This is a genomic window from Candidatus Nanopelagicales bacterium (assembly GCA_041393815.1).
Taxonomy (GTDB): Bacteria; Actinomycetota; Actinomycetes; order S36-B12; family JAWKJK01; genus JAWKJK01.
The window spans coordinates 794542-815828 of sequence record JAWKJK010000001.1; the positions used below are offsets into that span (position 1 = coordinate 794542).

Annotated in this window: 18 protein-coding genes; 10 read left to right on the forward strand and 8 right to left on the reverse strand. The window is 73.2% G+C overall.

What is annotated here, in order from left to right; translation table 11 throughout:
- The first annotated feature begins 123 nt into the window (after nt 1–123).
- The 3 genes from R2737_03625 to mscL all read left to right on the forward strand — a co-directional run bounded on the left by R2737_03625 (nt 124) and on the right by mscL (nt 3787).
- The gene (locus R2737_03625) at nt 124–2133 is read left to right on the forward strand and encodes a DUF222 domain-containing protein (protein MEZ5115337.1); all 2010 of its coding nucleotides are present in this window, start codon (nt 124–126) and stop codon (nt 2131–2133) included.
- Nucleotides 2134–2514: 381 nt separating this feature from the next.
- Nucleotides 2515–3318 (forward strand): Flp pilus assembly protein CpaB, encoded by an 804-nt coding sequence (gene cpaB, locus R2737_03630; GenBank protein ID MEZ5115338.1) that lies wholly within the window; start codon nt 2515–2517, stop codon nt 3316–3318.
- Nucleotides 3319–3406: 88 nt separating this feature from the next.
- Nucleotides 3407–3787, forward strand: coding sequence for a large conductance mechanosensitive channel protein MscL (mscL, locus tag R2737_03635; protein MEZ5115339.1), 381 nt, complete (start codon nt 3407–3409; stop codon nt 3785–3787).
- A 41-nt stretch (nt 3788–3828) separates the two neighbouring features.
- Here the strand turns inward: mscL and R2737_03640 are convergent, their stop codons facing one another.
- From R2737_03640 to R2737_03650, 3 genes are read right to left on the reverse strand one after another with little or no spacing between them, the layout of a single operon-like run.
- On the reverse strand, nt 3829–4797 hold the full coding sequence (locus tag R2737_03640; GenBank protein MEZ5115340.1) for a hypothetical protein: 969 nt from the start codon (nt 4795–4797) through the stop codon (nt 3829–3831).
- A gap of 47 nt (nt 4798–4844) precedes the next feature.
- Nucleotides 4845–6290, reverse strand: a complete 1446-nt coding sequence (locus R2737_03645) for an NAD-dependent succinate-semialdehyde dehydrogenase (GenBank protein ID MEZ5115341.1) — start codon at nt 6288–6290, stop codon at nt 4845–4847.
- 55 nt (nt 6291–6345) lie between these two features.
- The gene (locus tag R2737_03650) at nt 6346–6978 is read right to left on the reverse strand and encodes a hypothetical protein (protein MEZ5115342.1); all 633 of its coding nucleotides are present in this window, start codon (nt 6976–6978) and stop codon (nt 6346–6348) included.
- A 91-nt stretch (nt 6979–7069) separates the two neighbouring features.
- Here R2737_03650 and R2737_03655 point away from each other — a divergent pair, with 91 nt between their 5' ends.
- The 3 genes from R2737_03655 to R2737_03665 all read left to right on the forward strand — a co-directional run bounded on the left by R2737_03655 (nt 7070) and on the right by R2737_03665 (nt 11107).
- Nucleotides 7070–7567 (forward strand): (2Fe-2S)-binding protein, encoded by a 498-nt coding sequence (locus tag R2737_03655; GenBank protein MEZ5115343.1) that lies wholly within the window; start codon nt 7070–7072, stop codon nt 7565–7567.
- A complete protein-coding gene (locus R2737_03660; protein ID MEZ5115344.1) occupies nt 7564–9690 on the forward strand; it encodes a molybdopterin cofactor-binding domain-containing protein in 2127 nt (708 codons plus the stop codon). The genes R2737_03655 and R2737_03660 overlap by 4 nt, the downstream gene beginning before the upstream one ends.
- 151 nt (nt 9691–9841) lie before the next feature.
- Nucleotides 9842–11107 (forward strand): Xaa-Pro peptidase family protein, encoded by a 1266-nt coding sequence (locus R2737_03665; protein MEZ5115345.1) that lies wholly within the window; start codon nt 9842–9844, stop codon nt 11105–11107.
- Nucleotides 11108–11129: 22 nt separating this feature from the next.
- Here R2737_03665 and R2737_03670 read toward each other — a convergent pair whose 3' ends face one another.
- Both R2737_03670 and R2737_03675 read right to left on the reverse strand, forming a co-directional pair.
- Nucleotides 11130–11801, reverse strand: a complete 672-nt coding sequence (locus R2737_03670) for a GntR family transcriptional regulator (protein MEZ5115346.1) — start codon at nt 11799–11801, stop codon at nt 11130–11132.
- A gap of 5 nt (nt 11802–11806) precedes the next feature.
- Nucleotides 11807–12310 (reverse strand): VOC family protein, encoded by a 504-nt coding sequence (locus tag R2737_03675; GenBank protein ID MEZ5115347.1) that lies wholly within the window; start codon nt 12308–12310, stop codon nt 11807–11809.
- Nucleotides 12311–12467: 157 nt separating this feature from the next.
- Here R2737_03675 and R2737_03680 point away from each other — a divergent pair, with 157 nt between their 5' ends.
- The 3 genes from R2737_03680 to R2737_03690 are packed head-to-tail and all read left to right on the forward strand — an operon-like array spanning nt 12468 to nt 17586.
- The gene (locus tag R2737_03680) at nt 12468–14654 is read left to right on the forward strand and encodes a thiamine pyrophosphate-dependent enzyme (protein ID MEZ5115348.1); all 2187 of its coding nucleotides are present in this window, start codon (nt 12468–12470) and stop codon (nt 14652–14654) included.
- Complete coding sequence (locus R2737_03685; protein MEZ5115349.1) at nt 14647–15987, forward strand: 2-oxo acid dehydrogenase subunit E2; 1341 nt, start codon at nt 14647–14649, stop codon at nt 15985–15987. The genes R2737_03680 and R2737_03685 overlap by 8 nt, the downstream gene beginning before the upstream one ends.
- Nucleotides 15988–16014: 27 nt before the next feature.
- Nucleotides 16015–17586, forward strand: a complete 1572-nt coding sequence (locus tag R2737_03690; protein MEZ5115350.1) for an NAD(P)/FAD-dependent oxidoreductase — start codon at nt 16015–16017, stop codon at nt 17584–17586.
- A gap of 7 nt (nt 17587–17593) precedes the next feature.
- Here the strand turns inward: R2737_03690 and R2737_03695 are convergent, their stop codons facing one another.
- From R2737_03695 to R2737_03705, 3 genes are read right to left on the reverse strand one after another with little or no spacing between them, the layout of a single operon-like run.
- The gene (locus R2737_03695; GenBank protein MEZ5115351.1) at nt 17594–18073 is read right to left on the reverse strand and encodes an OsmC family protein; all 480 of its coding nucleotides are present in this window, start codon (nt 18071–18073) and stop codon (nt 17594–17596) included.
- The gene (locus tag R2737_03700; GenBank protein ID MEZ5115352.1) at nt 18070–19005 is read right to left on the reverse strand and encodes an NAD(P)-dependent oxidoreductase; all 936 of its coding nucleotides are present in this window, start codon (nt 19003–19005) and stop codon (nt 18070–18072) included. Before R2737_03700 ends, R2737_03695 begins: the two co-directional genes overlap by 4 nt.
- A 41-nt stretch (nt 19006–19046) precedes the next feature.
- Nucleotides 19047–20108, reverse strand: a complete 1062-nt coding sequence (locus R2737_03705) for an alpha/beta fold hydrolase (protein MEZ5115353.1) — start codon at nt 20106–20108, stop codon at nt 19047–19049.
- 38 nt (nt 20109–20146) lie between these two features.
- Here R2737_03705 and R2737_03710 point away from each other — a divergent pair, with 38 nt between their 5' ends.
- Complete coding sequence (locus R2737_03710) at nt 20147–21262, forward strand: M24 family metallopeptidase (protein ID MEZ5115354.1); 1116 nt, start codon at nt 20147–20149, stop codon at nt 21260–21262.
- Nucleotides 21263–21287 lie beyond the last annotated feature (25 nt).

Below are 21287 nucleotides of genomic sequence, written 5' to 3' on the forward strand. Positions count from 1 at the left end.
TCGGCGAGACCGCCGGGCCAGCGCATCAGAGAAGCGCATGCCTCCGGTTTCGCCTGCGGCGTAACGGATTTCGTGTGCACGGGGTCTTGCGCGGTGTCGGACCTGGCGGGTACACTCGTACACATGTTCGATCCCGTGGTTCCCGGTCCGCGGACCTCGCGTCCGTGGGACGCCGCCCTGCTCGCGCAGGCCGTGGCGGTGGGCCCGGGGCCGGTGGCGATCGGTCTGCTGGAGCAGGTCGACGCCGACCAGCTGTGCGGGCATGACCGGGTGGTGTTCCTGACGACATGGCAGGCCCAGGCGGCGTGGGTGACCGCGCGGTCGTTCGCCGCGATCCTCCCGGTGGTCGGGCCCCAGCCGGCACGAGACCCCGACCCGGACGACGAGGGCGGCCCGGTGGACCTCGGTCCGTTCGAGTGCGTCGAGGAGGCCCGGCACGCCGAGGTCGCCGCCGCCTGCCGGCTGTCCACCGTCGCGGCATCCGACCGCATCGCCACCGCCCGGTTCCTCGCCGGTCCCGGTGCCCCGGTCGCTCGGCTGCTGGAAACGGGTGCGTGGGGGTACGGGCACCTGTCCGCGGTGGTGTCCGAGACCGCCGAGCTGTCCGCGGACCTGACCGAGAAGGTCGTGCAGGTCGTCGTCGCCGACACGCTGCCCGACGCCGACGGGCAGCCCTCGCGGTATGCGGAGGAGACCCCGGGCCGGCTGCGGCACCGCATCCGCCGCACCATCCTGCGCCTGGACGCCGCCGCCGCCGCGGAGCGGGCGACGAAGCGGAAGCGGGAACGGTCGCTGCGGATCAGCCCGCTGCCGGACTTCCGCGCCAGGATCACCCTGGAGGCCTCCCAGCCGATGGCGTCATGGGCGTGGCGGCAGTTCGACACCTGGGCCCGCAACCGGCAAGCCACCCTGAAGGACCCGACCGCGGACCTGACCGCCCTGCTCGGCCCCTGCACCTGCCCCCGCAGCGAGGACACCGCCATGGCTGGAGCGGGCGCAGGCACCGTCGGCTCTGGCGCGGGCACGGGTCCGGCCGGACGTGCCGGGTCTGCCGGTCTGGTCGGCACCCTTGCGGCGCTGCGGGGCCACCGCCGCCAGCCCGGCGGGTCGGGGACCGGTGTCCTTTGCAGCGACACCGCGACCGACCCGGCAGCGGACCGGACCCACCAGCTCGGCTGCCCGCACCACCCCGACACCACCCTGGAAGCCCTGCGTGCCGACGCCGTGATCGAAGCCGCCCGCCTGCTCATGCGGACCCTGGGCCACGACACCAGCGACACCCCGCACCCCACCGGCTCTGCCACCGGCTCTGCCACCGGCACCGCCGCCCCCGCCAGCAGCGCCGCGACCGCGACCGCCGGGACCACGGGCACCGACGCCGGGACCACGGGCGGCTCCGGTAGCGCAGTGGCGAACGCTGGTGCTGGTGCGGCGGCATGGGCGGCACCTGCCGGTGGCAGCGCGGAAGCGGGGACCGGCGTCGGGCGGGGCAGGTCGTGGTCGTCCGCGGTCGTCATCGTCGACGCCGCCACCCTGCTCGGGCTGGCCGACAACCCCGGCTGGGTCCCCGGCCACGGCTGGGTCCCGGCACCCCTGGCCCGTGAACTCGCCGCCACCGCGGACGCGTGGCGGGCCTTCCTCACCGACCACGGCCGCCTGCTCGCCACCGGCGCCACCCGCTACCGGCCGTCAGACCGGCTGCGCGAGCTCGTCACCGCCAGGGACACCACCTGCACCTTCCCCGGCTGCACCATCCCCTCGGTCCACACCGACCTCGACCACGCGGCCACCTACGACGGGGCGAACACCACGGCGGGCAACCTGCATCCGGCCTGCCGGCGGCATCACCGGATCAAGACCCACACGGCCTGGTCCGCCGCACCGGATCCGGGCAGCGGGCGGATCAGATGGACCAGCCCCACCGGACACACCTACCCCGCACCCCCGGACCCGATCTGGGACACCGGACCCCCGCCGATGCCCATCGTGTCGATCGAGGCCAGCCCCGGCGCCGAGACACCTGACCCCCCGAAGGTCCACGGCGACACACCCTCCCGCGCCGACCCGCCGGACAGCAGCGACCCGCCGGCCAGCGCCCTCGAGACCTGGCTCACCGCACACCTCGCCGCCTGACCACCACGCGCGCCCGCCACGCCCGAAAGTGAGGGCTCGGTGGATGCCTACGCGGCCGCGTCGCGTCACCGCCCGGCCGACAGCACGGGGCGCTCCGTTCACTGCTGCCGGGCTGGACCCCGGCGGAACACCAGCCACACCGAACACCGGGCCACACCGAACACCGGGCCACACCGAACACCGGGCCACACCGAACACCGGGCCACGCCGGACGCCCAGCGGCGGGCCACGGACCCGTCCCCGAGGAGGCTGTCGTCGCCAGCCTGTGGACAACGCTCGGCGCGAGATCGCGACCGGCGGCTACCGTCGCGGACACCCCGCACCGGCCGTCACCGGACGGCACGGGCGGGCCAGGTCCACGGGGGACGGAGGACGGACGCGATGCGCGGGGGAGCCACTCCGGACCCGACCACGCGACGCTCGGGTCGGCGACCGGCACCGTCCAGGACGAAGGGGCGGCGTGACCCGCTCGCAGACGCCGCCACCGCGGCGCGGCGCCTGCTCCGACGCCACCGCCGACTGACCGCGGCCGCCCTTGCCGGCATCGCGGTCCTGCTGACGGTCCCCGTACTCCGCCCACCCGCACCCGCGACGGTCACGATCGCGGTCGCGTCCCGGGACCTGCCCGGGGGCAGCACGCTGTCCGCCGCGGACGTCGGGATCCGCGACATGCCGGTCACCGCCGTCCCGCCCGGAGCGGTCACCGACCGGGCGGACCTGGAGGGACGCGTGCTGTCCGGCCCCATCCTGGCCGGAGAACCCCTGACCACCACGCGACTCGTGGGCGTCGAGTCCCTGGTCAGCGCCAGCCGCGCCACCCTGACCGCCGACCTGGTCGCCGCCCCCGTCCGGATCGCCGACTCCGACGCCGTCGCCCTGGTCCGCTCCGGGGACCTCGTCGACGTCGTCGCCGCCTCCGGCGCCGGCCTGTCCCAGGCGCAGGCACGAGTCGTCGCTCACCGTGCTCGCGTCGTCACCGTCCCGCGCCGCGGCGAGTCCGCCAGCAGTGGCCTGTTCTCCTCCGGCGGCGGCAGTCCGGCCTCCACGGCGCGGGGCACGCTCGTCGTCCTCGCCGTACCCCCCGCGACCGCCGTGGCGCTCGCCGGCGCCGAGGCGACCGCCCGGCTGTCCCTGGTGCTGCTCCCTCCCCCGCAGGCGCCGGTCCCCCAGGCGCCGGATAGGTAGCGCGACCGAACGGCCGACGGGCGGATCCTCCGGCACTCGCTAGGGTCTGCCGCGTCCCCAAGCGCACCACACCCCGAGGAGGGGTCACATGATCAAGGGCTTCCGCGACTTCCTGATGCGCGGCAACGTCGTCGATCTCGCCGTCGCGGTCGTCATCGGCGCCGCGTTCACCGCCGTCATCAACTCGGTCGTCGAGGGCTTCATCAACCCCCTGATCGCGGCGATCTTCGGCCAGCCGAACCTGAACGACGTCGGCAACTTCACCCTCAACAACGCGCAGTTCAGCATCGGCGTCATCCTCACCGCGCTGCTCAACTTCGTGCTGGTCGCGGCGGCCGTCTACTTCGTCATCGTGGTCCCGATGAACGCCCTGCGGGCGCGCACCGCGAAGGCCGAGGAGGAGGCCCCGCCGGCCGAGGACATCGTGCTCCTCACCGAGATCCGCGACGCCCTGCGCCAGCGCTCCTGACCGACCCGGTACGCGCGCGAGGCCCTCGCACCACGCGTCGGCTACGACCCGTGGTGCGGGGGCCGCTCGTCGAGGAAGCGGCGCAGGTCGTCGCCGTCCCCGCCACCACCGGAGCGGCCGGACCCATCGCCCCACGACGCATCGGTGTCGTCCGACGTCTGCTCCGGAACCAGGTCGACGTCGAGGGCCTGCCGCTGCCGCGCCGTGTCCCCCGCAACCGTGTCCCCCGCAACCGTGTCCCCCACAACCGTGTCCCCCACAGCCGCTGCTGTCGGGACGGCCGCCGCTACCTCGGCCCGCGACCGCTCACCCACGGGCCCGCCGCCCGACCGCCCGGTCTCCTGGTTCGATGCCTCCGCCACGGCCAGAGTCTGGCCGGTGCGGGCGATCTGCTCCAGCTCGGCCCGCGCCCGCCGGAGGCCGCGATGGCCGTGCTCCGCCTCGCGCCACCGCCGCCACCCCACCGCCACCGAGGCCCGCAGCACCAGGGCCAGGTACCAGGCAGCGGTGATGACCAGCTCCGCGACCAGCGCGATCAGCATGTACGTCCCCAGCTGTCCCGCGTTCGCGTCCAGCTGCTCCAGGGTCGGGTCCCAGGTCGTCTCGTCGACCACGACCGAGCCCAGGATGAACACCGAGAGCACGGCGATCGGGATGACCTTGCCCACCTCGTGCGCGGTGGGGCGGCTGATGTGCGCCAGCGCCCGGGTCGCAACGATGACCGCCACCGACATCACGGCGATCTCGTCCGCGGTCGGCCGGGTGGTCGCCACCAGGAGGGTGATCAGCAGGGCCAGGTACCAGAAGAGCACCAGCGGACCGATGCTGAGCAGGTAGAACACCAGCCCGAGCAGGGTCACCCGCGGCAACTTCCCCGCCTCCCGGACCACGGGGAGCCGCGGATGGTCCATGGTGCGGTAGACCGCCGTCAGGAGCAGGCCCAGGACGACGAGGACGGCCGCGATGAGCAGGACGTCGTTCCACGCGTAGCCGAACGCGCTGTCGGACACGCGGGCCAGCGTAGGTCCGCCGGCCCGCTCACCCAGCCGATCCGGCGCTACAGGTCGACCGCGAAGTACTGGGTCTCGAGGAACTCGTGGATCCCGGCGAAGCCGCCCTCGCGGCCCAGCCCAGACTCCTTCATCCCGCCGAACGGCGCCGCCGGGTCAGAGGCGACCCCGCGGTTGATGGCGACCATGCCGGACTCCATCTGCCGCGCGACATGGATGCCCTCGCCCGCGTCCTTCGCGTAGATGTACGAGATCAGCCCGTACTCGGTGTCGTTCGCCATCCGCACCGCGTCGTCGCGGTCGCTGAACGACACGATCGGGGCCACCGGGCCGAACAGCTCGTTGCGCGTGAGCGACGACCCGTGCTGCACGTCGCGGATCACGTACGGCGAGATGAACGCTCCGTCCTCGGGCACCTCGGACACCGCGGTGATCTGCACGCCCTCGTCGGCCGCGCCGTTCACCAGCTCCAGGATCTTGTCCCGCTCCCGGACGCTCACCATCGCGCCGAGGTCGTTCGACTGGTCGATCCCGGGGCCGATCTTCAGCCCACGCAGCGCCGCCTCGAACTTCAGCGCGAACTCGTCCGCCACCGACTCGTGCACGTAGAAGCGGTTGGCCGCGGTGCAGGCCGCGCCGCCGTTGCGCATCTTGGCGACCATGGCGCCCTCGACGGCCTTGTCGACGTCCGCGCCCTCCAGCACCAGGAACGGCGCGTTGCCGCCGAGCTCCATCGACGACGGCAGCACCCGCTGCGCCGTCTGCGTCAGCAGGATCTTGCCGACGTACGTCGACCCGGTGAACGACAGCGTCGCCACCCGCGGGTCGGCCAGCACGGCCTCCGACACCGGGCCCGACGTCGACGTCGTGATGATGTTGACCACGCCCGCGGGGGCGCCGGCCCGCTCGAGAACCTTGCCGATCCACAGCGCCGTCAGCGGCGTCTCCCCCGCCGGCTTGAGCACCGTGGTGCACCCGGCGGCCAGCGCCGGTGCGAGCTTCCGCGTGGCCATCGCCGCCGGGAAGTTCCACGGCGTGATCAGGTACGCCACCCCGATCGGCCGGTGGTCGGTGATGATCGTCTTGTCCCGGCTCGGCGAGTAGCGGAAGCCGCCCTCGACCCGCGACGCCTCCTCGGAGAACCAGCGGAAGAACTCCGCGGCATAGACGGCCTCGCCCATCGCGTCCCGCCAGGCCTTGCCGTTCTCCAGGGCGATCAGACGCGCGCACTCCTCGATCTCGGCGGTCATGATCTCCCAGGCCTTGCGCAACACCTCGGCACGCTGCCGGGCGGGCGACAGCGACCAGGACTGGAACGCGTCGTAGGCCGCACCCACCGCGCCCAGCGCGTCCTCCGCGGAGGCGTCACCGATCTCCGCCAGCGTCCCCAGGGAGGCCGGGTTCACGACCTTGAGGTGCGTGGCGGTCGGCAGCCACTCACCCCCGATGAGCAGCCCGGTCGGGGTGTTCTGGGGCAGGGCGTCGACAGACATGGGGGTCCTTTCGCGCGTGCGCGTCGTGGTGCGGTGCGTCCGGTCGAGAGCGTACTCAGCGTCGCGCCCAGTACTCCTCGCTGCTGGTGCTGGCCTGGTACTCCTCGTCGGTCCCGAAACCCGGCGCCAGCGCCGCCGACGTCCCCGCCAGGTACTGGTGGTGGCTGATCCCCAGCAGCCGGATCCAGCTCTGCTGCCCGTACGTGAGCGCGATAAAGCAGCCGAGCTCGACCAGCTCGGGCTCGGTGAAGTGGTGGTGCAGCCGCTCCCACAGCGCGTCCATGTCGTCGATGCTGCTCTCGCCCCACGCGATCGCCTGCGCGTAGAACAGCGCCGTCTTCTGGCGCTCGTCGTACAGGTCGGAGTCGGCGAAGTTGAGCAACTGGTCGTACTGCACCTCGGCCAGCCCGGCCTCCGCACCCTGCTCGGACCGCTGGTTCCCGCAGAACTCGCAGCTGACCGTGCGGGAGATGTAGACCCGGCACAGCTCCTTGATGGCGTGGTCGCACACGCCCTCGCGGAACAGCCCCTGCCAGGAGTCGGCGAAGGCCCAGAACGCGTTCGGCGCGTGCGCCCGGACCGCGGACGACTCCGGGCGGGGGGTGCCGTGCTCGGCGCAGCGATGCAGCTCCGCCTGCATCCGCGGGTCGAGGTCCTCCAGGGGCACGAAGCTGATGCGCTGGGTCATGTCGCTCCTCGCGGCGGGGTGTGCGACGTATGGTAGTGCAATCGTTTGTTGTCGGACCAGGACCAGACAGGAACGGACGGGCTCCAGACCGGTGGACGAGTCGTACGTCATCGCCGTCAACGGGACGGAGCACGCGGTCGCCTGCCCGCCCGACACCCCGCTGCTGTGGGTCCTGCGCGACAGCCTCGGGCTGCTGGGCACCCGCTACGGCTGCGGCGTCGGATCCTGCGGGGCCTGCTCGGTCCTGATGGACGGGCAGCCGGTGCACTCCTGTGACACGCCGATGTGGTCCGTCGGCGACCGGTCCGTCGTCACCGTGGAGGGCCTCGGCGGCCCCGACGGCATGCACCCGGTGCAGCGCGCCCTGATCGAGCAACAGGCGGGTCAGTGCGGCTACTGCCTGTCGGGCATCGCCGTCGAGGCCGCCGCGCTGGTGGACTCCGGTCGCCCCCTGGACGAGGCCACCGTACGCACCGCTCTCGACGACCACCTGTGCCGATGCGGCGCGCACAACCGGATCGTCCGCGCGGTGCTGTCCGCCGCGGACTCCACGGACGCCGCGCACGGTCCCGCCGAGGACCCGCGGTGAGGCCGAACCCGTCGCTCGACGCGAACCCGCTGGTCTCCCAGTGGCTGTCGTTCGCGGAGCCCGGGGTCGTCCTCGCCCGCACCGGGAAGGTCGAGCTCGGCCAGGGCGTCGCCACGGCCCTGGCCCAGGTCGTGGCCGACGCGCTCGCCCTGCCGCTGGCTGCGGTCCGGCTCGTCCCGGTGGCGACCGACACCAGCCCGGACGAGGGCTTCACCGCGGGCAGCATGTCGGTCCCTCACTCCGGCGACGCGCTGCGCGTCGCGTCCGCCACCGCGCTGTCCCTGCTGCGGGACGCTGCGGCGCACCGTCTCGGAGTCGACGACCCGCGCCGGGACGGTGACGGCTTCGCGGCCGCCGACGCGCACGTCTCGATCTGGGACCTCGCAGGTGACGTGGACCTCGACGTGCCCGTGGTCCGACCGGAGGGGGACGCCGACCCCGGCACCCGGGACCGCGTGGGCGTCTCGGTACCCCGGTTCGACCTGGCCGACAAGGTGCTCGGCCGACCGCGGTTCCTGCACGACCTGCGACTTCCCGGCACCGCGTTCGGCCGCATCCTGCACCCGCCCGGGTTCTGCACGCGGCTTGTGGAGGTCGACACCGACTCGGTCGCAGCCCTCCCCGGCGTGCTGTCCGTGGTCGTCGACGGCGACCTCGTGGGTGTCGTCGCTCGTACCGAGGTCGAGGTGGTCGCCGCTCTCGACGCGCTGCGTGCCGCAACCCGTTGGGGCGAGCCCGAACCCGGGGCCCCGGACACCGACCGCGTGGACGGCTTCCTGCGCAGCGCCCCCACCGAGGACTCCCCGATCGCGGACGAGGAAGCTCCGGGCGGCGGCAGCCCGAACGGCGGCCCCGACCTGCTGCGGCACAGCGCCTCGTACTCGCGGCCCTTCCTCGCGCACGCCTCGATCGGGCCGTCGTGCGCCGCGGCGGTGTGGACCGGTGACGACGTTCCCCGCGTCGAGGTATGGACGCACTCCCAGGGGGTCCACCCGCTGCGCCGCGACATCGCCCGCGCGCTGGGGGTCGACGCCGACCGGGTCACGGTCCGGCACGTCGAGGGTGCCGGCTGCTACGGCCACAACCCCGCGGACGACGTCGCCTACGACGCGGTGCTGCTGGCCCGCTCGCTGCCGGGCACCCCCGTGCACGTCACCTGGACGCGCGAGAGCGAACTGTCCTGGGGGCCGCTCGGACCCGCCATGTCCGTGACCATCACCAGCGGATGCGACGCGGACGGGACGCTGCGCACGTGGGAGTACGAGGCCTGGGGCAACGGGCACGCCTCCCGGCCGTCCACCCTGCCCTCGCCGTCGCTGCTCGGGTACGCCCTGCAGGCCGGCGGCGAGCCCGTACCGGCCAGCCAGGACCCGCCCGCCGCTGCTGGTTTCGGGGTGGGGCGCAACGGGATCCCCGGCTACCGCGTCCCACGCATCCGCGGCACCGTGCACCGACTGGAGGAGATGCCGGTGCGCGCGTCGGCGCTGCGCTCCCTCGGTGCGCACCTCAACGTCTTCGCGATCGAGAGCCACCTCGACGACCTCGCCGCCTCCTTCGGCGTGGACCCGGTGGAGTACCGGCTTCGCCACCTCGACGACCCGCGCGGGCGGGCCGTGCTGGAGCGGGTGGCCGAGCTGTCGGACTGGGGCTCCGCGGTCACCGGCGAGGCGACCGGCCGCGGGGTCGGGTTCGCGCGATACAAGGGCAAGGGCGCCTGGTGCGCGGTCGTCGTGGAGCTGGTCGCCGAGGCCGACGTACGCCTCACCCGGGCCTGGATCGCCGCCGACGTCGGTGAGGTGGTGAACCCCGACGGCGCGGTCAACCAGCTCGAGGGCGGCGCGCTGCAGTCGGCGAGCTGGACACTGCGCGAGCAGGTCCGCCTCGACGGCGGCCGGGTCACCAGCGACACCTGGGAGACCTACCCCATCCTGCGTTTCAGCGAGATGCCGACGGTCGAGGTGGCCCTGCTCGACCGCCCGGGCACGCCCCCGCTGGGTGCGGGGGAGGCCTCCGTGGGACCCACCGCGGCCGCCATCGGCAACGCCGTGCACGCCGCGCTCGGCGTACGCGTCCGTGACCTGCCGCTCACCGCCGAGCGCATCGTCGCCGCCATGCCCGACTGACCCGGCGGCCCACCCCCTTGTGGTGCCCCTTTCGTGCGCTGTAGCTGACGCAACCGGCACCACTGGGATCGGGGGCGGGGGCTCGGCGAATACAATCGATTGCAGTACGGTGGTCCGGCAACGCCGGTCCGTGCAGCGAAGGGACACCGACATGACGCTCCGACCCGCCAGCGAGTTCGCCCAGACCAGCATCCCCGCCCCGGGGATCCAGGGCGTGGACTGGGAGGAGCGGGTCGACTACGCCCGGCTGCGCGACTACCGGCTGGCCCGGGCCCGCCAGGCGCTGGAGGCCAGCGACCTCGGCGCCCTGCTGGTGTTCGAGACGTCCAACGTCCGCTACCTCACCAGCACCCACATCGGGACCTGGGCCTACAACAAGCTCGAGCGGTGGGCGCTGCTCACCCGGACCGGCCAGCCGTGGGTGTGGGACTTCGGCTCCGCGGCCAAGAACCACCGCCTCTACTCCCCGTGGCTGCTCCCGGAGCAGTCCCGCGGGGGCAACAACGGCCTGCAGGGCGCCATCGCCCCGAGCTCCGGCCTGCCCGCGGGCACGGCGCAGGAGATCGCGGCGATCCTGCGCGAGGAGGGCGTCGCCGGGATGCCCGTCGGCGTGGACATCATCGAGATCCCGGTGCTGCGCGAGCTCGAGGCCGCGGGGGTCGGGGTCCGCGACGGCCAGCAGGTGATGCTCGACGCCCGGCAGATCAAGAACCGGGACGAGATCCTCCTGCTCAGCCAGGCCGCGGCCATGGTCGACGGGGTCTACCAGGACATCTACGAGGCGCTGAAGCCCGGCGTGCGCGAGAACGACATCGTCGCCCTCGCCACGCACCGGCTGATCGAGATGGGCTCGGAGCAGGTGGAGGCGATCAACTCGATCGCCGGGGAGCGGTGCAGCCCGCACCCGCACGTGTTCTCCGACCGCTACATCCGCCCGGGCGACCAGGCGTACTTCGACATCATCCACGCGTTCAACGGCTACCGGACCTGCTACTACCGCACCTTCGCCGTCGGCCGGGCCACCAGCGCCCACCGCGACGCCTACACCAAGGCGCGCGAGCTGATCGACTCCGCGATCGCGATGGTCAAGCCCGGGGTCTCCACCGACGAGATCGCGCGGCTGTGGCCGGAGGCGCACGAGTTCGGGTTCTCCTCCGAGATGGAGGCGTTCGGCCTGCAGTTCGGGCACGGCCTCGGGCTCGGCCTGCACGAGCGGCCGGTCATCAGCCGGCTGAACTCGCTGGAGAACCCGGTGGAGATCCAGCCCGGCATGGTGTTCGCGCTGGAGACCTACTGGCCGGCCGCGGACGGGCACTCCGCCGCGCGGATCGAGGAGGAGCTCGTCGTCACCGAGGACGGCGCGGAGCTGCTGACCCTGTTCCCCGCCGAGGAACTGGTCGTCACCAACCCGTACTGAGCCGACAGGTACGCCGCCCGGCTCAGCGCGCGAACACCTCCGGATGCCGGGCCAGCTCCAGCCGGGTCCGGCGGATGTGGCCGACCAGGTAGCGCTCCCCGTCCTCACCGTCGCGGCGGGCGATCGCGTCCAGCAGCAGCCGGTGCTCGGCGTTGACGACCCACATCCGCCCCGGCCCGGCCAGCGTCATGAACGCCCGCCGGTAGTGCTGGGTGGCGTTCCACAGCCGGAGCACCGCCTCGGACAGGTGGTCCGCGGCGCACGCGGAGTAGGTCGCGAGGTGGAACTCGCGGTCCAGCACCAGGAACTCGGCCACGTCGACGCCGGCCTCGATCCGCCGCTGGATGCCCTCGATCCGGTCCAGGTCATCCGGGCCCATCGCGGCCATGCTCTCCGTCAGCGCCAGCGGCTCCAGCCGCTCGCGCATGCGGTAAAGCACGTCCACCTCGGACCGGTCCAGCACGGGCACCCGGGCGCCCTTGTTCGGCTCGATCTGCAGCAGGCCCTCCGCGTCCAGCATGCGCAGCGCCTCGCGCACCGGCAGCCGGCTGGCGCCGAGCCGCTCGGCCACCTCCTCCTGGCGCAGCCGGGTCCCCGGCGGGATCACACCGCCGAGGATCTCCTCGCGCAGCTCGGCCGCCACCCGCTCGCTGGCCGCTCCCACGGGCGGGCCGACCTCGGTCACCGTGCGCACCCGGCTCAGTCGAACAGCTCGGGATGGTGGTCGAACGCCTTGCCACCGGGGTACGACACCAGCTCGAACTGCATCCCCCACGGTGCCAGGAAGTACACCCAGCGCTGGCCCTCGCTGGCGCCGCGGCTCACCGTCGGGTCGCCCAGCACGGTCACGCCGCGCTCGTGCAGGTACGCCACGGCCGCGTCGAGGTCGTCCACGTAGATCGCGACGTGGTGGCCGCCGATGTCGCTGTTGCGCGGCACCCGCGCGAGCTGGTCCGGGGCCGCGTACTGGAACACCTCGAACACGGCCGCGCCGCCGAGGCGGAAGAAGTGCAGCTCGCGCATGACGGCCCGGGGGTGGACGTGGAGGTGCTCGGCCATCCAGTCGGAGTCCGGGTGCTCGAACGGCCCGAGCTTGTACATGTACTCGCAGCCCAGCACGTCGACCAGCCACTCGTGCGCCTGGGCCAGGTCCGGCACCGTGAAGCCGATGTGGTCCAGCCGCCGCAGCCCCGGGAGCGCCATTGGGCGACACCTCCTCCGCGCCGGGCCCGGCTCACCGCCGTCCGGGCCGTTCTGGATCCATTCTGCCGCCCTATCCCTCGAAGTCCAGCCATCAAGGCTCATCCGATCCGTTGTTTCTGGATCCATTCGTATGGGACGATGCCGCCTGGGAGGTGCCATGACGCAGCGACACGACCTCCGGCCGGAGGCCCCCTGGGTCCAGCTGACCACCACCGAGGCGGACTGGGACGCCGCGGACCCGCACCTGCTCACGACCATGCTCGGCCAGCTGGTACTCATCCGCGCCTTCGAGGAGGCGGTGCTGGAGCTGGCCGCAGCGGGCCTCATCCACGGCCCCGCGCACTCCAGCATCGGCCAGGAGGGCGGCGCCGTCGGCTCGGTGCTCCCACTCACCAGCGCCGACACGGTCAACGGGTCGCACCGCGGCCACCACCAGTTCCTGGCCAAGGTCCTCGGACACGTGGCACCGAAGGGGATCGACCCCCGGGAGGCGTTCGCCCCCGAGGTCCGCGACGTCCTGCTCACCACGCTGGCCGAGATCTGCGGCCTGGACCGCGGCCTGGGTCACGGCCGCGGCGGCTCGATGCACCTGCAGTGGCACGAGGCCGGTGCCATCGGCACCAACGCGATCGTGGGGGGCGGCGTCCCCCTGGCCGCCGGCTCCGCCTGGGCGCACCGGCACGCCGGCACCGACAACGTCGCCGTCACCTACTTCGGCGACGGCGCGGCCAACATCGGCTCCACCCTGGAGACGTTCAACCTGGCCGCGGCCTGGGACCTGCCGCTGTGCTTCTTCGTCGAGAACAACCTGTACGCGGTCTCCACGCACGTGGCCGAGGCCACCGGCGAGCCGCGGCTGTCCGGGCGCGGGCCCGGCTTCGGCATCGCGTCGTGGAAGGTCGACGGGATGGATCCGCTGGCCGTCTACCTCACGATGCAGGAGGCGCTGGCGCACCTGCGGTCCGGCCGCGGCCCGGCGCTGATCGAGGCCGACGTCTACCGGTTCTTCCACCAGAACGGCCCCTTCCCCGGCAGCGCCTTCCGCTACCGCAGCAAGGAGGAGGAGGCGCAGTGGCGCGAGCGCGACCCGCTGGACCTGGTCGCCCGGCACCTGGTGCGCCGCGGACTGTTCACCGAGGACGACGTCTCCGCTGCGCAAGCCCGGGCCGCGGCCCTGATGGCCGAGCTGTCCGCGGTCCTGCTGGAGCCGGTTCCGGACGGCAAGCCCGGCGAGCGCCGGATCCGGCCGGCCGAGTGGCCCGACCCCGCGTTCGTCGACGTCGGCGTGCGCGGTGACCTGTCCGAGCTCGCCGACGCCCGCTACGCGGACGCGGACACGTTCACCGGACAGCTCGCCGACGTGCGCTTCATCGACGCGGTGGCCGAGGTGATGCGCCGCCGGATGGAGACCGACGACCGCATCGTGGTGATGGGCGAGGACGTGCACCGGCTCAGCGGGGGCACCAACGGTGCGACCAAGGGGCTCACCGACGCCTTCCCGCACCGGGTGCTCGGCACGCCGATCAGCGAGAACGCCTTCACCGGCCTGGCCGGGGGGATCGCGATCGACGGCCGGTTCCGCCCGGTGGTCGAGTACATGTACGCCGACTTCATGTGGGTCGCCGCGGACCAGCTGTTCAACCAGGTCGCCAAGGCCCGGCACATGTTCGGCGGGCGGGACCCGGTCCCGTTCGTCCTGCGCAGCAAGGTCGCGATGGGCACCGGCTACGGGTCCCAGCACTCGATGGACCCGGCCGGGATCCTGGCCACCAGCGCGGGCCTGCGCGTGGTCGCCCCCTCCACCCCGTTCGACTACGTGGGCCTGATGAACACCGCGCTGCGCTGCGACGACCCGGTCGTCGTGCTCGAGCACGTGGACCTGTACGGCTCCACCGGAACCGGCCCGGTGGACGACTTCGACTACTGCCTGCCCGTGGGGCGCGCCGCGGTGCGGCGCACCGGCTCGGACGTCACCGTCATCAGCTACCTGGCGATGACCGGCTACGTCCTCGACGCGGTCGCGGAGTCCGGGGTCGACGCCGAGGTGATCGACCTGCGCTGGCTGGACCGCGCCAGCATCGACTGGGAGACGATCGGCGCCAGCATCCGCAAGACCAACAACGTGCTCGTGGCCGAGCAGGGCGCGCGCGGCACCTCGTACGGCGGCTGGCTGGCCGACGAGATCCAGCGCCGCTACTTCGACTGGCTGGACCAGCCGGTGCAGCGCGTCACCGGCGGCGAGGCGTCGCCCAGCATCAGCAAGGTGCTGGAGCGCGCCGCGATCGCGCGCACCGAGGAGGTCGTCGAGGCGCTGCGGGCCATGACGGAGGATGGCGATGCCTGACCTGGTCCGGATGCCGGAGGTCGCGGCGGGTGCCACGGCGGCGGTGCTGTCGCAGTGGCCGCTACCGGTCGGCACCGACTTCGCCGCCACCGACGTCATCGCGGTGATCGAGACCGACAAGGCGGTCGTCGACCTGACGCCGGAAGGCCCCGGCCGGATCCTGCGGACGCTGGTGGACGAGGGCTCCGAGGTCGAGATCGGGTCGCCGATCGCGCTGGTGGCCGCACCCGGGGAGGTCGTCGACGACGTCGACGCCGCACTGGCCGCCCTCGGGGTGGGGGCCGGATCCGGCGCAGCGCCCGCCGAGCCGCCCGCACCCCCGGCCCCTGCGCCGACGGCACCACCCGCCGCCGCGGCGTCCACCCCCGCACCGGCGCCCCCACCCGCCTCGGGCGCGCCGGTCGAGGCACCCGCGGAGGATCGCGGCGGGAGGGTCTTCGCCAGCCCGGTGGCCCGGCTGGTGGCGCGGCAGGCCGGCCTGTCCCTGGACGGGATCCGCGGCACCGGACCGAACGGCCGGATCCGCCGCCGCGACGTGGAGGCCGCCCTGGCCGCCCGCGGTGGAGCCGTTCCTGCCAGCACGACGCCCCCGCCCGGGCCGCGGCCTGCAGCCCCCGCCGCCGCGCCCGCGCGGGCGGACGTACTTGCCGACTCCGCCCCGACATCATTGCCGCACAGCAGGATCCGGCGGGCGATCGCGGCCCGGCTCACCCAGAGCAAGAACGAGGTGCCGCACTTCTACCTGCGCGGCAGCGCCCGGGTGGACCGCCTGCTGGCCCTGCGCGAGGAGATCAACGCCGGCGAGGAGCTGCGCGTCTCGGTCACCGACCTGCTGGTCAAGGCGGTCGCCCGCGCCCACCTGACGGTGCCGGCCGCCAACGTGGTGTGGACCGACGACGCCCTGCTCGCGTACCCGACCGTGGACGTCGCCGTGGCCGTCGCCACCGACGACGGGCTGGTCACCCCGGTGCTGCGCGGCGTGGAGCGGCTGTCGGTGTCGCAGGTCGCGGCGGCGACGAAGGACCTCGCCGCCAGGGCCCGCACGGGTCAGCTGCGCCAGCACGAGCTGGAGGGCGGCACCACCTGCGTGACGAACCTGGGCATGTACGGGACCGAGGACTTCGCCGCGATCATCAACCCGCCGCAGTCGTCCATCCTGGCCGTCGGCGCGGCCCGCGCCGAGCCGGTCGTCGTCGACGGGGAGCTGTCGGTCGCCACCGTGCTGCGGGTGACGCTGTCGGTCGACCACCGGCCGATCGACGGTGCGGTCGCGGCGGAGTGGCTGCGGGTGTTCCTCGCCCTGTTGGAGAACCCGGCGAAGATCCTGTCCTGAGGGCATCGAGTTCCTACAATCGATTGCATGACCGAGCCGCTCATCGCCGACGTCGTCGTGGCCGGGGCCGGTCACAACGCCCTCATCGCCGCCGCCTACCTGGCCCGGGCGGGCAAGCAGGTGCTGGTGGTGGACGCCCGCAGCATCCCCGGCGGGGGCGTCGCGACCGAGGAGTTCCTGCCGGGGTTCCACATGGACTCCTGCTCGACCGGCCACACGATCATCCAGGGCAACCCGGTCATCAAGGACGACACCCTCGGACTGGTCCGCGACCACGGGGTCACCTACACCGACCCGGACCCGGTGGCCCGGGTGGCGTTCCCCGACGGCGAGCAGATCGGCATGCACCTCGACCCGGAGGCGACCTACCGGGAGTTCGCCCGGTTCAGCGAGCGCGATGCCGACCGCTACCGGGAGTTCCTGGACGACTGGGCGCGAGCGAGGTCGGCGTTCTCGCAGGCCAACAACACTCCCATCGGGTGGGGTCCCCCGCTGGACGCGCTGCTGGACCGGCTGCCCAACGGCGGGGTGTGGCGGCGGCGGCGGGCGCTGAGCGCGTGGGACGTGATCCGGCACGAGTTCGCCGAGGAGCACATCCAGGCCTTCCTGCTGTGGGAGGCCTGCCAGACCTTCGCCTCGGTGGACCTGCCCGGCTCCGGCGTGATGCCCTACTCCATCGTCGGCGGGCGGCAGGAGCGCAGCTGGACCATCCCGCTCGGCGGCTCAGGCAGGCTCACCGCCGCCCTGGTCGCCGAGATCGAGTCGCACGGCGGCGAGATCCACTGCGACACAAGGGTGGAGCAACTGCTGCTCGACGGCGGCCGCTGCGTCGGGGTGCGCGCCACGGATGGGCGGGAGTTCCACGCCCGAGACGCGGTGCTGTCGACCATCCACGTGAAGCACCTGGTCGACATGGCCCCCGCGGACGCCTGGGGCGACGCGTTCACCTACGGCGTCGAGACGTACGACATCGGCATACCCCTGTTCGCGATCTTCCTGGTGATGGACGAGGTCCCGACGTTTCGCGGCCTGCGGCCCGAGGACACCGCCGTCAGCAGCGGCCTGGCGCTGTGGCCGCAGGAGGTCCTGGACCAGATCCGGGCCATCCGGGACCGGCGCCCCGTCACCGGCTCGGCGTGGACCCTGGTGGCGACACCGAGCATCGTGGACCCGTCGCGCGCGCCCGAGGGCATGCACACGGTCAAGATCCTGGTCCCCTGCTCGCACGTGCCTCCGTACGGAGCGGCCGACTGGGACGCGGCCAAGGAGCGGCACGCCGACGCGATGGTGGACTACGTCCGCACCGCGATCCCCAACATGGACGACACCCACATCCGGGCCCGCATCGTGAAGGGGCCGCGGGACATCGAGCGGGCCAACCCGCACATGATCGGCGGCACGGCGCACGGCGGCGACAAGGGCGTGCCCTACTCCGGGCCGCTGCGGCCCGCGGCCGGCTGGGCCTCGCACGTCATGCCGATCCCCGGGCTGTACCAGACCGGGGGTACGACGCACCCCGGCGGCTCGGTCACGGGCGCGCCCGGGCGCAACGCGGCGATGGTGATGATGAAGGACCTCGGCCTGGAGTTCCCCGGCTAGCACGGCGTCAGCCGGCGGGGACGACCTCCCAGCGGGCCTCCAGCCGGACCCCGGCGTCCTGCATCAGGTTGAAGACCGGGCAGCGCGCCTCGACCTCCTCGACCAGGCGGTCCAGCGCCTCCTGCGGCTGGTCGGTACGCACCCGGGCGTGCAGCCGCACGGTCTGGAAGTGCGGGCGCACCGACCGGTCCCCGCTGCGGCCGCGGATGTCGATCGTGCCGGCTGCCTCGAACTCGATCCGCTCGTACTCGAACCCGTACTCCGTCGCGGTCCGGCGGAACGTCACCGCCTCGCAGCCGCACAGCGCTCCCAGCACCGACTGCAGCGGTGTCGGGCCCGACCCCCCGCCGCCGGCGACGACCGGCTCGTCGGTCACCTGGACGCCGGCCTCGGCGTAGTCGAGCACCGTGCGCATCGAGGCCGGGGTCGACCCGCTGACCTGCCGCCGCCGGATGAACTCACCGGTGGGCTCGGCCAGCGGGCTCACTCCAGCCCCAGCCCGTCGGTGACGTCGGCGTCCTCGCTCTCCAGCACGACGCCGGCGTTGGCCGCGGCGACCAGCAGCAGGGTCGCGAAGTCGTCCTTGGAGTAGCCGTGCCCGATCGCCGACTCGATGATGTCGCGGGTCAGGCCGGTGATCGGCATCGGCGTCTCGGTCCGCCGCGCCTCGGCCAGGCCGAGGTCGAAGTCCTTGCGCAGCAGCACCGGGGTGAACGTCGGGTGGAAGTCCAGGTTGACCAGGGCGGGGGTCTTGTACTGGCTGAAGATGCACCCCATCACCGAGTTGTTGATGAACTCCATGACCCGCTCGCGGCTGACCCCGTCCTTCTCCGCCAGCACCAGGATCTCGGCCAGCGCCTGGGTGTAGATGCCCAGCAGGAGGTTGTGGTAGATCTTCACCAGTCGTGCCGCCTCGCCGTCGCCGACGTACGTCACCGACCGGCCGAGCGACTCGATCATCGGCCGGACCAGCTCGAACGTCGCCTCGTCGCCGCTGCACACCACACTCAGCTTGCCGGCCGCGACCACGCGCCCGTTCCCGCTCACGGGAGCGCTGAAGAACTGGCACCCGCGTGCCTCCGCCGCCTCGCGCACGCGAGCGCTCGCGTCGACGCTCACGGTGGAACAGTCGACGATGACCTGCGGTGCTGACTCGCCGGTCAGCAGTCCCTGCTGGGGGTCCAGCATGACCTGCTCGAGGTCGGCGGACGTGCTCACCATGCTGAACACGACCCCGCGGTCGCCGAGGTCCCGGACCGTCCCGGCCACCTGCGCGCCGCGCTCGGCCAGCGGGTCCGCCTTCGACGCGGTGCGGTTCCACACCGTGACGTCGTACCCGGCGTCGACCAGCCGCCCGGCCAGGGGCGCTCCCATGTTGCCCAGGCCGATCCAGCCGACGGTCATCCCCTGCGCCGACATCTCGTTCCCCAATCCATCCTCGTGGTCCGTCCTCGTGCCCACTACCGAAGTTGCGCGGCCAGCCAGTCGGCCGTCTTGTTGCGGTGCTTGGCCGCGACGTTCATGCAGCCGTGGTTGCCGTCCGGGAGCATCAGCAGCGTCCCGCCCGTCTCGGCGGCCAACCGCTCGGCACCGTCGGGCGGCAGCAGCCGGTCCCGGGCGCCGAAGACGACGAGCAGCGGGCAACGGATGCCGGCCGTCCGGCCGCTGAGCGTGAGCGACCGGCCGTACTCCCACGCCTCCTCCTGCGTCTGCTTGTGCGCGCGGAACGTGAAGGTGCGACGGGTCAGCTCGGGCAGGCCCTCCCACACCGAGCCCCAGTCGTACGGTCCCGCCAGCGCGACGCACGCCTTCAGCCGGTGCTCGCCGCTGGCCATCCGCGGCGCGTAGAAGCCGCCCAGCGAGACGCCCCACACCCCGACCCGGTCCGGGTCGAGGTCGTCACGGGTCTCGATCCAGTCGACGACCGCGGTGCCGACGTCCTCCCAGGTCGCCTCGATCGGCAGGTCGTACTCCGACTCGCCCTGACCCGGGCCGTCGATCGCGAGGGTCGCCATGCCTCGGTCGAGGAACAGCCTCTCGGTGCTGCGCAGTTCCTCCTTGGTGGAGTCCAGCCCCGGCACCATCACCACGACCGGCGGACGGTCCTGACCCTGCGGCCGGCGCAGCACCGCCGGCATCGAGAAGCCCTTGTACGTGATCCCCACCCGCTCGCCCGGCGGGTCCAGGTGGGGCAGTGCGTCGTCCAGGCAGCGCACGGCCATCGCGTGCACCCGCCGCATGGTGTCGGGGTAGTCGACGAGGACGAACTTGCCGAAGTGGTAGTAGACGGCCGCCGTCGCGAGATGGTCGCCCGCGGACCGGAAGCGCTCCTCCTGCAACGCCTCCCGGCCCAGCCCCTCGTGGACCTGTCCCGCCGCGACCCAGGCGTCGGCCCACTCCTCCCAGCGCTGCACCGACGACGTGACGGCGTTGAAGTCCGAGACCGCCACCCCGTTGGTGGTGAAGCGCGGCGCCCAGTGCGCCACCGCCTCGCGCACCAGCACGTCCTGCTCGGGAGTCATCGGGCGCCTCCCCCCATCGACGTGGAAGCATGCGCTGCATGCTCGAGTTCGCGTTCTCCCCGGCCGAGTACCAGCGACGCCGCGCCGCGACGCTCGCGCTCGCGGCCGAGTGCGGAGCCGACCGGGTGCTGGCGTTCGGCGAGAACCGCAGCGGCGTCGGGGTGACGTACCTGACCGGCTGGCCGGTGACCCGCAGCGCGGCCTACCTGGTCGACCCGGCCGACAGCAGGCTGTGGGTGGCCTTCCACAACCACCTCCCGGCCGCCCGCCGGACCGCGGTCGGCTGCGAGGTGCGGGACGTCGACGCGGGGACCCCGGCGGCACTGCTCGACGGGGCGGGGGCTGCCGTGGCGACCCTCGGCCCGGTGCCCCCCGCCGTCCGCGCCCTGGCCACTGAGACCGGGACCCGGCTGGTCCCGATCGACGCGGCCCATGCCGTTCTGCGGCAGGTGAAGTCGGCCGAGGAGGTCGAGGCCGTGGCGGCGGGCGCCCGGGCCAGCGACATCGGCGCCCAGGCCCTCGTCGACGCCTGCCGGCCGGGTGCCACCGACTGGGACCTGGTGGCCGCGGCGCGTTCCGCCTACACGCGGGCCGGCGCCCGGGACCACATCTGCTACGTCTGCGTGACCGACATGCACGCCCCGGACCGGGACGTGCCCGCCCAGGTGCCCGAGGGCCGGGTGCTGCGTCCGGGCTCGGTCGTCACCTTCGAGCTCAGCGCTGCGGTGGCGGCGGAGTACCCCGGCCAGGTGCTGCGGACCGTGACCCTGGGACCGCCCACCGACCAGTACGCCGACCTGCATCGGGTGGCGGCGCAGGTGCGGGACGCGGTCCGCGCGCAGGTCCGCGCGGGAGCGTCCGCCGCCGCGCTGGTGGACGCGTCCGGCGGCATCGAGGCGGCCGGCTACGCGACCACCGATGACCTGTTCCACGGCCTGGGCATGGGCTACCTCGAGCCGATCGGCACCTCGGCCTCGCGGATCCCCGGTCATCGCCCCGAGCAGCCGCTGCGGGCCGGGATGACGATCGTCGTCCAGCCGAACGTGACCACCGTGGACCATCGGGCGGGGGTGCAGACCGGCGAGCTGGTCGTCGTCACCGACGCCGGGCTGCGCGACGTCCACGACCTGCCCGGCGGGCTGCTGGTCGTCTAGTGCGCGCCGGGTCGGGGCGGCCGGT